The 12,626-nt window shown below is 67.8% G+C and carries 13 protein-coding genes; 8 read left to right on the top strand and 5 right to left on the bottom strand.

Features of this window, described 5'->3' with window-relative positions; all coding sequences use genetic code 11:
* Nucleotides 1–79 precede the first annotated feature (79 nt).
* Genes H5J31_RS08620 through H5J31_RS08635 form a run of 4 tightly spaced genes read left to right on the top strand, consistent with a single transcriptional unit; the run spans nucleotide 80 to nucleotide 2,915 of the window.
* Nucleotides 80–655: an SRPBCC family protein gene (locus H5J31_RS08620; RefSeq protein ID WP_328701438.1), complete on the top strand. Its 576-nt coding sequence runs from the start codon at nucleotides 80–82 to the stop codon at nucleotides 653–655.
* 42 nt (nucleotides 656–697) lie between these two features.
* Complete coding sequence (locus tag H5J31_RS08625; RefSeq protein ID WP_181771944.1) at nucleotides 698–1,261, top strand: TetR/AcrR family transcriptional regulator; 564 nt, start codon at nucleotides 698–700, stop codon at nucleotides 1,259–1,261.
* Nucleotides 1,261–2,091, top strand: a complete 831-nt coding sequence (locus H5J31_RS08630) for an MBL fold metallo-hydrolase (protein ID WP_181771945.1) — start codon at nucleotides 1,261–1,263, stop codon at nucleotides 2,089–2,091. Before H5J31_RS08625 ends, H5J31_RS08630 begins: the two co-directional genes overlap by 1 nt.
* A complete protein-coding gene (locus H5J31_RS08635; protein ID WP_181771946.1) occupies nucleotides 2,088–2,915 on the top strand; it encodes an MBL fold metallo-hydrolase in 828 nt (275 codons plus the stop codon). The genes H5J31_RS08630 and H5J31_RS08635 overlap by 4 nt, the downstream gene beginning before the upstream one ends.
* 9 nt (nucleotides 2,916–2,924) lie before the next feature.
* On the opposite strand, the gene H5J31_RS08640 is transcribed toward H5J31_RS08635, so the two are convergent.
* The 4 genes from H5J31_RS08640 to pdxH all read right to left on the bottom strand — a co-directional run bounded on the left by H5J31_RS08640 (nucleotide 2,925) and on the right by pdxH (nucleotide 7,143).
* Nucleotides 2,925–4,307 carry an APC family permease gene (locus H5J31_RS08640; RefSeq protein ID WP_181771947.1) on the bottom strand — a complete coding sequence of 461 codons (1,383 nt, stop codon included), beginning with the start codon at nucleotides 4,305–4,307 and terminating at the stop codon, nucleotides 2,925–2,927.
* Nucleotides 4,308–4,402: 95 nt separating this feature from the next.
* The gene (locus H5J31_RS08645; RefSeq protein WP_181771948.1) at nucleotides 4,403–4,993 is read right to left on the bottom strand and encodes a DUF3558 family protein; all 591 of its coding nucleotides are present in this window, start codon (nucleotides 4,991–4,993) and stop codon (nucleotides 4,403–4,405) included.
* A gap of 24 nt (nucleotides 4,994–5,017) precedes the next feature.
* A complete protein-coding gene (locus tag H5J31_RS08650) occupies nucleotides 5,018–6,301 on the bottom strand; it encodes an MFS transporter (protein ID WP_181771949.1) in 1,284 nt (427 codons plus the stop codon).
* Nucleotides 6,302–6,456: 155 nt separating this feature from the next.
* Complete coding sequence (gene pdxH, locus H5J31_RS08655) at nucleotides 6,457–7,143, bottom strand: pyridoxamine 5'-phosphate oxidase (protein WP_181771950.1); 687 nt, start codon at nucleotides 7,141–7,143, stop codon at nucleotides 6,457–6,459.
* A 246-nt stretch (nucleotides 7,144–7,389) separates the two neighbouring features.
* Here pdxH and H5J31_RS08660 point away from each other — a divergent pair, with 246 nt between their 5' ends.
* Nucleotides 7,390–9,087: a purine-cytosine permease family protein gene (locus H5J31_RS08660; RefSeq protein WP_181771951.1), complete on the top strand. Its 1,698-nt coding sequence runs from the start codon at nucleotides 7,390–7,392 to the stop codon at nucleotides 9,085–9,087.
* Nucleotides 9,088–9,122: 35 nt separating this feature from the next.
* On the opposite strand, the gene H5J31_RS08665 is transcribed toward H5J31_RS08660, so the two are convergent.
* Nucleotides 9,123–9,494, bottom strand: coding sequence for a hypothetical protein (locus H5J31_RS08665; protein ID WP_181771952.1), 372 nt, complete (start codon nucleotides 9,492–9,494; stop codon nucleotides 9,123–9,125).
* Nucleotides 9,495–9,886: 392 nt separating this feature from the next.
* Here H5J31_RS08665 and H5J31_RS08670 point away from each other — a divergent pair, with 392 nt between their 5' ends.
* Genes H5J31_RS08670 through H5J31_RS08680 form a run of 3 tightly spaced genes read left to right on the top strand, consistent with a single transcriptional unit; the run spans nucleotide 9,887 to nucleotide 12,620 of the window.
* Nucleotides 9,887–10,891, top strand: coding sequence for an ABC transporter substrate-binding protein (locus H5J31_RS08670; RefSeq protein ID WP_181771953.1), 1,005 nt, complete (start codon nucleotides 9,887–9,889; stop codon nucleotides 10,889–10,891).
* Nucleotides 10,888–11,847 carry an ABC transporter permease gene (locus H5J31_RS08675; protein WP_181771954.1) on the top strand — a complete coding sequence of 320 codons (960 nt, stop codon included), beginning with the start codon at nucleotides 10,888–10,890 and terminating at the stop codon, nucleotides 11,845–11,847. The genes H5J31_RS08670 and H5J31_RS08675 overlap by 4 nt, the downstream gene beginning before the upstream one ends.
* Complete coding sequence (locus H5J31_RS08680; protein WP_181771955.1) at nucleotides 11,844–12,620, top strand: ABC transporter ATP-binding protein; 777 nt, start codon at nucleotides 11,844–11,846, stop codon at nucleotides 12,618–12,620. Before H5J31_RS08675 ends, H5J31_RS08680 begins: the two co-directional genes overlap by 4 nt.
* The last annotated feature ends 6 nt before the right edge of the window (nucleotides 12,621–12,626 follow it).

Here is a 12,626-nt window from a genome sequence, read left to right on the forward strand (position 1 = left end):
GCGATCCAAGGCGACCTTGACAGCCACGCGCGCCTGGTTATAGCTTCTAACTAACATTAGAACTACCAAAGGAGCGCTCGTGTTCAGCCTTCGTCCGACCACCGCCCTGGTCGCGATCCCGCTGGCCCTCGCCGGCGTCCTCGGCGTCACCGCCACCCCCGCCCAGGCATCCTCGAAGCCGACTTCTCTTACCTGCCAAGGCAAAGGTGTCGACCCGGCCGCCAAGGCCCGCTACCGGACCGAAGCCTTCATCCAGGCGCCGCTGCGCAGGATCTGGAACCTCCAGACCGACGTCGAAGCCTGGCCCTCTTGGCAGAAACCCGCCGCGCCCATGACCATCGAGCGCCTGGACCCGGGCCCACTCCGCAAGAACTCCCGGTTCCAGGCGACCATCGAGGTGCCGCCCGTGGTCATCACCTCCACCGTCCGGCAGATCCGGCACGGCGAATGCCTGCGCTGGACCGGACCGGCCGAAGGCCCCGGATTCCACATCGACGGCGTCCATGTCTGGACCTTCACCAAGGTCCACGGCGGCGTCCTCGTCCGCACCGAGGAAAGCCACACCGGCCCCCAAGCCGCCCCCGGCAGCGACATGGGCCTCGAAACCTGGCTCAGCGACCTGAAAGCCGCCGCCGAAGCGAACCCTTGCGCCTGACTTACTAGACCGGTCGTCATAGTTTGGGCTACAGTCGGCCGCATGGTCCGCCGTACCGACACCCGGCAGCGCATGCTCGATTCCGCCGCCGAGCTCTTCCACAAGCAGGGGTATCACGCCACCGGCCTCAACCAGCTCGTCGCCGCCGGTGGCGCCCCCAAGGGTTCGCTCTACTTCCACTTCCCCGGCGGCAAGGAACAGCTGGCCGCCGAGGCCATCCGGCAGTCCGCGGAGCGGTTGTGCGACACCTTGCGCACGGTCGTCGCGAATTCCCCGGACGTCATCACCGGTATCGAGAACGTCGTCGACGCCCTCGCGACCTCGCTCGACGAGTCGGACTTCCAGCGCGGGTGTCCACTCGCGACGGTCGCACTCGACGCGTCGGGTGAGAGCGAGACGATCCGCCAGGCCTGCGCCGACGGCTACACCTCCTGGCACACCCTCATCGCCAGGGCGCTGAACAGCGAAAAGGCCGACGAGCTGGCGACCATCGTCCTCGCCGCCGTCGAGGGCGGGCTGTTGCTCGCCAAGACGTTGCACGACACCGCGCCGCTGCGCGCGATCGCCCCGCACCTCCGTGCCACCCTCGAACGGGAGCTGTCCTGATGCGCGTCCACCACCTCAATTGCGGCACCCTGCGACCCGTCGGCGGCAGGCTCGTCGACGGCAGGCCGGGCCTGTTCCGCCGCGCGGAACTGGTCTGCCACTGCCTCCTGCTGGAGACGGACACCGGGCTCGTGCTCGTCGAGACCGGCGTCGGCACCCCGACGGTGACCCGGCCGGCGGACTGGCTCGGCGCCGGGTTCGTGCGCCTGGTCCACCCCGACAGCGACGACGATCTCAGCGCCACCACCCAGATCCGGAAACTCGGCTTCGACCCGGCCGACGTACGCGACATCGTGCTGACCCACCTCGACCTCGACCACGCGGGCGGGCTCGTCGACTTCCCGCGGGCCCGGGTCCACGTCCACGCCCGCGAGCTCCAAGCCCTCGAGAACCCCATCGACCGCAAGGAGGCGAGCCGCTACCGGAAGGTCCAGTTCAGCCACGGTCCGAACTGGAAGTCCTACCGCGCCGACGGCGAGCCGTGGTTCGGTTTCGACGCCGTCCGCGAGCTCGAAGGCGTTCCGGACGTCCTGCTCATCCCGCTCGCCGGGCACACCCGCGGACACGCCGGGATCGCCGTCGACACCGGCGACGGCTGGCTCCTCAACGCCGGGGACGCCGTCTTCCACGGTGGCGAACTCGAGCAGAAGCCGCGCGTCCCCTTCGCCCTGGGCTTCTTCGAGTCGTACATGCAGACGGAAAAAACGGCCCGACTGGACAACCAGCGCCGGCTGCGCGAACTTGTCAGTAACAACGGTGACGAAGTGTCGGTCTTCGCGGCGCACGACGTCACCGCCTTCGAGCGGTTCAGCCAGAGGAGCAGGATATGAAGGTCCACCACCTGAACTGCGGCACGATGCGCGCTCCGGGAGGCAAGTTCCTCGACGGCCAGCCGGGTCTGCTGCGGCGTTCGGAGCTGGTGGCGCACTGCCTGCTCATCGAGACCGGCGACGGGCTCGTGCTGGTGGACACTGGATTCGGCCGTCAGGGCGTGGCTCGGCCGAGCGCGTGGCTCGGCGGACCGTTCACGAAGATGGTCGGGGCGAAACCGGTCGAGATCGAGACGGCGGCGCATCAGGTCGAGGCGCTCGGCCACAAGCTGGAGGATGTGCGGCACATCATCTGCACGCATCTCGACGTCGACCACGCGGGCGGGCTCGCGGACTTCCCGAGCGCCGTCGTGCACGTTCGTGCGGAGGAGCACGACGCGGCGACGGCGCCGGGCAACGCGAGCGAGAAACTCCGCTTCCGCGCCAACCAGTTCGCCCACCGTCCACTGTGGAGCAAGTACGACGAGGCCGGCGACGAGTGGTTCGGCTTCCAGGCGGTCCGCGAGCTGAAGGGGCTGCCGTCGGAGATCCTGCTGGTCCCGCTCGCGGGCCACACCAAGGGCCATACGGGGGTCGCGGTCGACACCGGCGACGGCTGGCTGCTGCACGCGGGCGACGCGTACTTCTTCCACGGTCAGATGGATCCGGTGAAACCACACTGCCCGCCGGGGATGACGGCGTTCCAGAACATGGTGCAGACGCTGCGCAAGCCGCGGCTGGAGAACGTCGAGCGGCTGCGTGAGCTGAGCCGAGAACACGCCGACGAGGTCACCGTGTTCTCGGCCCACAGCCCGGTGGAGTACCAGGCGCTCAGTCGCGGTTGAGCGAAGAGGTCAGCCGACCGGCGGCTCGATGGGCTGCCGGTCCTCCTCGCTGTGTGTGGCCCGCATGACGAGCCAGTTGATCCCCCACAGCACGATGCCGACGCCGAGCAGGATCGCGGCGACCTTGTAGTCGCGCGCGGGCCGCCCGGACAACGGCGTCACCAGGTAGAGACAGAAGATCGCGGCCAGCACCGGGATGATCGTCGGCGCCTTGAAATGCTTGTGCGCCGACTTCTCCTTGCGCAACACCAACACCGAGACGTTGACGATGGCGAAGACCGCCAGCAGCAACAACGCCGTCGTACCGCCGAGCACACTGATGTCCACAAAGGACACGAGGCCGATGGCGATGACGCTGGTGAACACGATCGCCACCCACGGGCTGCGGCGGAACGGGTGCACCGTACCCAGCTGCTTCGGGATGATCCGCTGATTCGCCATGCCGTAGAGCAGACGGCTGGCCATCAGCATGTTGATCAGTGCCGAGTTGATGACCGCGAAGAGACCGATCGCGGAGAAGACCTCACGCGGGAACCCGGGGGCCCCGACGTCCAGCACCTTCAGCAGCGCGCTGCTCTTGGCGGCCTCCAGATCGTCGGCCGGCACCAGCAGCGAAGAGGTCACGGAGACCAGGATGTAGATGGTCGCGGCGATGACCATGCCCCACAGCATCGCCTTCGGGAAGATCCGGATCGGGTCCTTGCACTCCTCGGCCATGTTCACCGAGTCCTCGAAACCGACCATCGCGAAGAACGCCAGCGACGTCGCCGAGGTGATCGCCACCAGCATCGTCTGGTTCTCGGTGTCGAACTCGACCAGCCGCGACGCGTCCCCGTTGCCGTTCAGCACCGCCCACACACCGACCCCGATGATGATCAGCAGGCCGCCGATCTCGATGCAGGTCAGCACCACGTTGGTCTTCACCGATTCGGAGACCCCGCGGAAGTTGATCAGCGCCAGCCCGATCACGAACAGGATCGCCACCAGCGGCATCGGCGCGGTGATGAACTCGGCGAGATAGGTGTCCCCGAAGGCTTTCGCCGCGGACGAGGCCGACGTGACCCCCGAGCACATCACCGCGAACGCCACCATGAAGGTGAGGAAGCGGATCTTGAACGCCTTGTGCGTGTAAAGCGCCGCACCCGCCGCCTGCGGGTACTTGCCCACCAGTTCCAGGTAACTGAACGCGGTCATGATCGCGACCACGAAAGCGATCAGGAACGGCAGCCACAGCGCGCCGCCCACCCGGCCGGCCACCTGCCCGGTGAGCGCGTAGACCCCGGTACCGATGATGTCGCCGACCACGAAGAACAGGAGGAGCTTGGAGCCCATCACCCGCTTCAGGCTCGGCTGCCCCGAACCCGTCTGTTCGGTTGTAGTTGTGTCCGCCATGCGGCAAGAGTGTGCCGCATCACGTCTGTGACCGACAGTCCGATTTGGTCAGTTCTTCGTCACGGGTTGGCGTAGCCCGCTTTTGGGTAAGTCGATCAGTTGGCGTCGACGGCGGTCTTCACGAGCGGGGTCATCATGTCCCGCGTCATCTTGACCGGACCGGTGTAGTTGACCAGTACCGGGACGTCGCCCGACATCTCGGCGGCGGCCAGCGTCGCGGTCTTGTTCTCGTCGACGTAGTAGATGGCGCCCTCGCCGACACCGGCGACGTCCGTCGAGCCCGGCTTCGCCTTCTTCAGCGCCGCGACCATCTCCGCGGGCTTGATCGGGTTGCCCTCGAAGCGGGTCACCGCGAGCGCGCCGACCTGCTTGCCGGCGGCCGAGTACACGCAGCTCTTGGCCTTGCCGCCGTTGGCGGCGTTGTCCTGCACCGGTCCCGGCGCCGAAGTGATGCCCTGGATGGAAATCGCCTTCGCGACGGCCTCGGCGGGCAGCAGCGCGCACGGCTCCTTCGAACCGGCACCACCGGTGGGAGCGGCCGAAGAGCTCGGCGCGGCGGACGAGGACGGGGCGGGAGCCTGGCTCTCCGGCTTGGCCGCGTCGTCCGACTTCTGATCCCCGGACGAGCAGGCGGTGACGGTCGCGATGACAGCGGCGGACAAGACGATCGCCCGTGAAATACGCATGGGGCCGACGATAGCCCCGGCCGGTCAGTCCACCGGGGCCCGGTACCGCCAGAACGAGGGGATCAGCAGCGCCGCGGCGACGACCAGCACGATGACCAGCACCCCGCCGCCGGAAGCCGCGGCGGCGGTGCCCACGCCCGCGGCGGCCCAGCCGTGGGTGAGGTCGGCGATCCGCGGCCCGCCCGCGACGACGACGGTGAACACGCCCTGGAGCCGTCCGCGCATCTCGTCGGTGGTGGCGACCTGGAGGATCGACATGCGGTAGATCGCGCTGACCATGTCGGCGGCGCCGGCGAGCGCCATGAAGAAGACGGCGAGCCACAGCGACTGCGCGAGCCCGAAGCCGACGATGGCGGCGCCCCAGACGCAGATCGAGACGATCACGCCGACGCCCTGCTTCCGGATCCTCGTCAGCCAGCCGGAGAAGAGACCGATCAGCATGGCGCCCGCGGGGAGCGCGGCGTAGAGCCAGCCCAGTGCCGGACCGCCGCCGGGCGGGTCGCCGAAGGTGCGCTCGGCCATCTCCGGGATCAGCGCGCGCGGCATGCCCGCGACCATCGCGATGATGTCGACGAGGAACGAGGCCAGCAGGATCTTCTGCGTCGCCAGGTACTTGAAGCCGTCGATGATGTCGCGGATCCCGGCGCGCCGCGCGATCTCGCCGAGCGGCGGGATCGGGGGCAGCTTCCAGACCGCGTAAAGCGTCACGGTGAGGGCGATGACGTCGATCAAGTACAGCGTCGACAGGCCGAGGACCGGGATCAGCGAACCGGCGAGCAGCGGGCCGAAGACCGCGCCGAAGGTGGCCATCGTGCTGCTCAGCGCGGTCGCGGGGGCGATCAGGTTGTCCGGGACCAGCCGGGCGACGACGGCGCCGCGGGTCGGCATGTTGATCGCGAAGAACGCCTGGTTGACCGCCAGCAGGACGAGGACGAGCCAGACCGAGCCGATGTCGAGGAACGCCTGCAGCCACAGCACCGCCGAGGTGACGGTGACGCCGACGTTGGTGACGAGGAGGAGCTTGCGGCGGTCGACGGCGTCCGCGATGGCGCCGCCCCAGAGACCGAAGACGAGCAGCGGGATCAGCGCGACCAGGCCGGTCAGGCCGACGTACGCCGAGGAGCCGGTGAGGTCGAAGACCTGTTTCGGGACCGCGACCGCGGTGAGCTGGGTGCCGACGGCGGTGACCGCGGTGGACATCCAAAGGCGCCGGAACGCGGGGATCTTGAGCGGCCTGGTGTCGACGACGATCGAGCCGAACAGCTTCCGGGCACCTTTGCGCTGTTCGACCCCCACGTCATCACTCACAACCAGACAGCTTAGCCGCGCTAACTAACCAAAAGCGCGCGATTTACGTCACCGCCGACCTTCCACGGGCCGTTACCCGTGATTGAACGGACGGCAAGCGTGATTGAACGGACGACACCTCGCCGTCCGTCTGATCACGCGTGCCGTCCGTCTGATCACGGGGCGACGCGCTCGATCTGCCAGCCGTCGTCGGTGCGGACGTAGCGGAGCCGGTCGTGCATGCGGTCCTCACGGCCCTGCCAGAACTCGACGAAGTCGGGACGGATGCGCCAGCCACCCCAATGCGGCGGGAACGGGATGTTCTCGACGTCGGCGAAGCGGCGCTCGATGCCGTGAAGCGCGGTCTCCAGCGCACGGCGGCCGTCGACGACGCGGGACTGCGGCGAGGCCCAGGCCCCGAGCTGCGAACCTCGGGGGCGGGACGCCCAGTACTCGGCGGTCTCGGCGACGTTGACCTTCTCGACCTCGCCGCGCACGTGGACCTGACGCTGCAGCGGGTACCAGGGGAAGGTGATCGACGCGTAGCGCGTCGCGGTGAGGTCGTGGCTCTTCGTCGACGTGTAGTTCGTATAGAAGACGACGCCGCGCTCGTCGAGGCCCTTGCACAGGACGGTCCGGGAGGACGGCCTGCCCTCCGGGTCGGCGGTGGCGAGCACCATAGCGTTCGGTTCGGCGATCCCCGCGGAGACGGCCTGGTTCAGCCAGTCCTGCAGCTGCGCGGTCCAGGTCTCCGCCAGCGCGGACTCGTCGAAGGCGGCGCCTTCGTAGGCGACCCTCATTCCAGGCAGACGTACGACGGCGTCGCCGTTTTCGGCCGCACCATCCTTGATCTCCGGCATCATCCGCCAAACCTCCGTACCCGGTCAGGGCCATTTCTTCGGCTTTGCCGCCGACGGTATTGCCTAGAAGGCGGCGGCGAAACCCACTGAACGGTGACTCCCGCCACCCCGTTCCGGTCATCAGCGTGTAACCGCTGGACCGCAAGCCGTTACCCCCCGGTTACCTGCCGGACCCTGATCGATAAAGGCCGGTCCTACCGTCGGCGTGCTCCCAGACCGTCCCCGTCCCACCACCACGGAGGCAGGTTCATGACCGGCACGCTGCCCACCACGGGATCCCCGGAAACCGCACCGCCGAATCGCACCTACGCCCCGCTCGCCGCCAACGAGAACCGTGAGGACTACTCACTCCGCTTCGCCCCGCACTCGTTCCGCCGCTGGTCGCCGTTCGTCGTCGCGACGACGGCGCTGGGCGGGATCGCCTACCTCGCCGACTTCGCGATCGGCGCCAGCATCGTCCTCTCCTACGGGTTCACCTCGGGCGTCCTCGCGATCCTCGCGGCGGCCCTGGTCATCTTCGTGACCGGCGTCCCCATCGCGCACGCGTGCGCGAAGTACGGCGTCGACATGGACCTGCTGACCCGCGGAGCGGGCTTCGGCTACTTCGGCTCGACGCTGACGTCGCTCGTGTACGCGAGCTTCACCGTCATCTTCTTCTCCCTCGAAGGCTCGATCATGGCGCAGGCCTTCGAGCTGGCGATGGGCATCCCGCTGCCGGTCGGCTATCTGCTCTCGACGCTGATCGTCCTGCCGTTCGCGCTGTACGGGATGGGCGCGGTCGCGAAGATGCAGGCCTGGACGCAGCCGCTGTGGATCGCCGGGCTGGTCCTCCCGTTCGTGGTGATCGCCGTCCGCGAGCCGGGCAAGTTCGCCGAGTTCGCGTCGTTCGGCGGGACCGAGGGCGCCGGATCGGGCTTCTCGGCCATCGGGTTCGGCTTCGGCATGGGTGTCGCGCTGTCGCTCATCGGGCAGATCGGCGAGCAGGCGGACTACCTCCGGTTCATGCCCCAGAAGACGGACTCGAACAAACGTGCCTGGTGGGGCGCGGTCCTGGCGGCCGGTCCCGGCTGGGTGGTGCTCGGCGCCGCGAAGCAGATCGGCGGCGCGCTGCTGGCCTTCCTCGCCCTCGGCGTGGTCGGGAAGACGCACGCGCTGGAGCCGATCGCGCCCTACCTGGAGGCGGTCGAGCCGGCGCTGGGTCCGGCCGCCCTGACCTTCGCCGCCCTGTTCGTCGTGGTCAGCCAGATCAAGATCAACACCACGAACGCCTATTCCGGTTCGCTGTCGTTCGCCAACTTCTTTTCCCGCGTCCTGCACCGGCATCCGGGCCGGGTCTGGTACGTCCTGGTGAACTGCGGAATCGCGCTCGCCCTGATGGAATTCGGCGCCTTCGGCTTCCTGAACAAGATTCTCGGGTTCTACTCGAACGTGGCAATCGCCTGGATAGGCGCGGTCTGCGCGGATCTGGTGATCGTGAAACCGCTCGGCCTCTCGCCGAGGTACATCGAATTCAAACGAGCCTATCTCCCGAAGATCAATCCGGTCGGTTTCGGATCGATGGTCGTCGCTTCCACTATTTCCATCATCGCCTATTTCGGCGCTTTCGGACAATTCCTCGCGGCATTCAGTCCACTGCTCGCGCTCGTCATCGCGATGGTGCTCGTTCCGGCCCTCGCCGTCGCGACCAAGGGGCGCACCTATCTGGCGCGCCCTAATTCTGTCATTCGACAGAAATTATCCCCGGAAGAACTTCGCGCGACACATATCTGCACGGTGTGCCAGGACGAGTTCGAACTGCCCGACATCGCCGACTGCGCGAAACAGTCCGGAGCGATCTGCTCGCTCTGCTGCACACTCGACGCGACCTGCCACGACCTGTGCCAGACGGCCGGTCCGGTCGACCTGCCGATGCCAACACTGCCGACACTGCCGACGTCCAAGCCGTGAGACACGGCGCAGGCCGCTTCTCCGGTCTTGCGCTGTCAGTTCGTGACAGTGAACTCCGCGCGAACAATCCAGCCCCAGCAGTCGTACGTCGCCGTGTACCGGCCCGGCACCGTCCCCACTGGACCGTCCCCTCGCAACGCGACACCGATGCCGCCGGTGCCGCCGTCTCCCACTACCCGCAAGGGAATCGGCGCCGCGAGACCGTCCGCGGCGAGTGTGGTCGCGAGCTCGCCGGCACCCGACGGACGCAGGCAGTAGATGTCCGCGGTCACCGTCCCACCTGCGACGACGACGGCCGGACCGACGACCAGACTGGACGGTCTGGTCGCGTTCGCCTGCCCCGCTCCGAGCATCGTGGACACGAGCGCGGCCCCTGCGGCGCACAACGCGACTGCGCGAATCTTCATCCTCTTCTCCCTCCAGGATGCGGGCGAAGATTTCACCCGCCACCCAGCGGACGCGCGCCGCCACACCTGCGGTTGCCCGGCCGGAGAGACCCCGCCCGATGGGGCGAAACGGCTCCGGATTTAGCGCATTGTGACAGGAATTCGTGCAAGAGCTGATCATCACACTATGTAGACCTTGCGCCCCTCGATAGGATCGCCGCCGAGGGCAACGGGGTGATCACCTCTATACAGAGTGTTTAGAGGTCAAGGGTGGGCCGGCCGGGTGTGCGGGCGATCCATCCGATATTGCCGGCAAGGCTTCCGCCAGGGAGTTCGACACCGGTCGATCACTCCTGCGCTCGAGCCGCCGGAACTTCTACTCCCGTGTTACTCCCCTTCCCCAGGAGTGCGTTGTGATTTCCCTTTCCCGCCGTCTCATGACGGCGTTGTTGTGTGCCATTTCCCTGGCCGGTGTGACAGCCCTTTCGGCTTGTTCCGACAGCACGGCCGCGTCCGGCAGCAAGATCACCATCGGTTACAGCGCCTGGCCGGGCTGGTTCCCGTGGGCGGTGGCGCAGGAAAAAGGCCTTTTCGAGAAGAACGGCGTGAACGTCGATCTGAAGTGGTTCGACAGTTACACCGAAAGCATCAACGCGCTTTCCTCCGGGGCGATCGACGCCAACAGCCAGACCCTCAACGACACCCTCGCCTCGGTCAGCGGTGGCGCGAAGCTGTCGGTGGTGCTGGTCAACGACAACTCGACCGGCAACGACAAGATCATCGCCCGTGAGGGGATCTCCGGCGTCGCGGACCTCAAGGGCAAGAAGGTCGCCGTCGAGCAGGGCACCGTCGACCACTACCTGCTGCTGCTCGCGCTGCAGGAGGCGAAGCTGACCGAGAAGGACATCGAACTCGTCCCGCTGCTGACCGACGCCGCCGCGGCCGCGTTCGTCGGCGGGCAGGTCGACGCCGTCGCCGCGTTCGCCCCGTTCACCACGACGGCGCTGCAGCGCCCCGGCAGCCGCGCGGTCGCGACGTCGGCCGAGTTCCCCGGCGCCATCCCGGACCACCTCGTCGTCTCCGAAAAGCTGTCGAAGGAGCGCAAGAAGGAGGTCCAGTCGCTGGTCAACACCTGGTTCGAGACGGTGGCCTGGATCAAGGCCAACAAGGACGAGGCCGTCCAGATCATGTCGAAGCGCGGGGCCGTCTCGATCGACGAGTACAAGACCTACGACGCCGGCACCACGATCTTCACCAAGCAGCAGAACCTCGACGCGTTCACCCCGGGCGTCACCCCCGCACACCTGAACTTCCAGGCGGGCAAGATCGCCGACTTCATCGTGTCCAACGGTCTCGCGCAGACGCGGCCCAACTTCGACGGGCTGTTCGACGACCAGTACGTCAAGTCGGTGCCGTGAGCACCACCGACTCGGCGCGCCAGGCCGCGCGGCGGACGACGGCGGGCGACGAGGCGGAGGCGCTGCGCCTCGACGACGAACAGCGCCTCGCCGAAGCGCAGGAAAACCGGCGTCAGGGCGGCGCGCGACCGGACTGGTCGCCGCTGCCCCGGCGGGCCGGTCTCAAGCCGAACGCGTCCCCGCTGTTCTCGCTCCGGACGCCGATCTCCACGCGCTGGCGGTGGACGCTGGCGGTGCTGTCGTTCGCGATCCCGCTGCTGATCTGGGTGACGCTGAACGCGCTGGGCGTCGTCAACCCCACGTTCCTGCCGACGCCGGTCGCCGTGTTCGACGCCCTGCTCAAGATGATCGAGTCGGGCGAACTGTTCAGCGACCTCTGGGCCACCACGCAGCGGGTGCTGCTCGGCTTCGGGCTCGCGGTGATCGTCTCGGTGCCGCTCGGCATCGTGATGGGGACGTTCAACGCCGGGCTGGCGCTGTTCGAACCGGTCATCGCGATGCTGCGCTACCTGCCGGCGAGCGCGTTCATCCCGCTGCTGATGATCTGGCTCGGCCTCGGCGAGCCGTCGAAGGTCGCGGTCCTGTTCCTCGGCACGGTCTTCTTCAACACGCTGATGACGGCCGACGCCGTGCGCGGGGTGCCGCGTTCGCTGATCGACGTGTCCTACACGCTCGGCGCTCGGCGCGGCGAGGTGCTGCGCAAGGTGATCGTGCCGCACGCGCTGCCCGGCATGATCGACGCGACCCGCGTCAACGCCGCGGCCGCGTGGAACTTCGTGGTGGTCGCCGAACTGATCAACGCCACCGCCGGACTGGGCCTGCGGATCATGCGCGCGCAGCGGTTCACCCAGACCGACCGGATCTTCGCGCTGCTGATCGTGATCGGCCTGCTCGGCCTGATCATCGACATCGCGCTGCGGCTCCTGCGGACGCGCGTCGGGAAGTGGGCGGTATGACCCTCCGGCTGAAGGCCGTCGCCAAGGACTACACGGTCCGCGGCAAGACCACCCGGGCACTCGACGGGATCGACCTGGACGTCACGCGCGGCGACTTCGTCTGCGTCGTCGGCGCGAGCGGCTCCGGCAAGTCGACCCTGCTCTCGCTGATCGCGGGACTGACCGAACCGTCCGAGGGCCTGATCACCCTCGACGACGAGGCGGTCACCGGTCCAGGCCCGGATCGGGGCCTGGTGTTCCAGCACGGGGCGCTGTATCCGTGGCGCACGGTGGAGAGCAACGTCGCGTTCGGGCTCGAACTGCTGAGCCTGGACAAGGCCGAACGCGCTCGCCGCGTCGACTGGTACCTCGAAGAGACCGGGCTCGCCGGGCTGCGGAAATCGTTGCCCAAACAGCTTTCCGGCGGGCAGAAGCAGCGGGTCGCGATCGCGCGGGCGCTGGCTTGCGAGCCCGACGTGCTGTTGCTGGACGAACCTTTCGGCGCGCTGGACGTCCAGACCAAAGAGGACATGCAGGTCCTGATCCGCCAGATCTGGACCGACACCGGCACGACCGTGCTGATGGTGACCCACGACGTCGAGGAGGCCGTGTTCCTCGGCCGTCGGGTCGTGGTGCTCGCCTCGGATCCGGGCCGGATCGCCGCCGACATCGCGGTCGACCTTCCCGGTGAGCGCGACCTCGCGGTCAAGCGGTCGCCGGAGTTCCTCGCGCTGCGCGCGTCCATCGAAGACCTCGTCCGGGAGCAGCACCGCGGACATCTCGGGCGGAGTTGAGGAGAA

This window comes from Amycolatopsis pittospori (assembly GCF_013870525.1).
GTDB lineage: Bacteria > Actinomycetota > Actinomycetes > Mycobacteriales > Pseudonocardiaceae > Amycolatopsis > Amycolatopsis pittospori.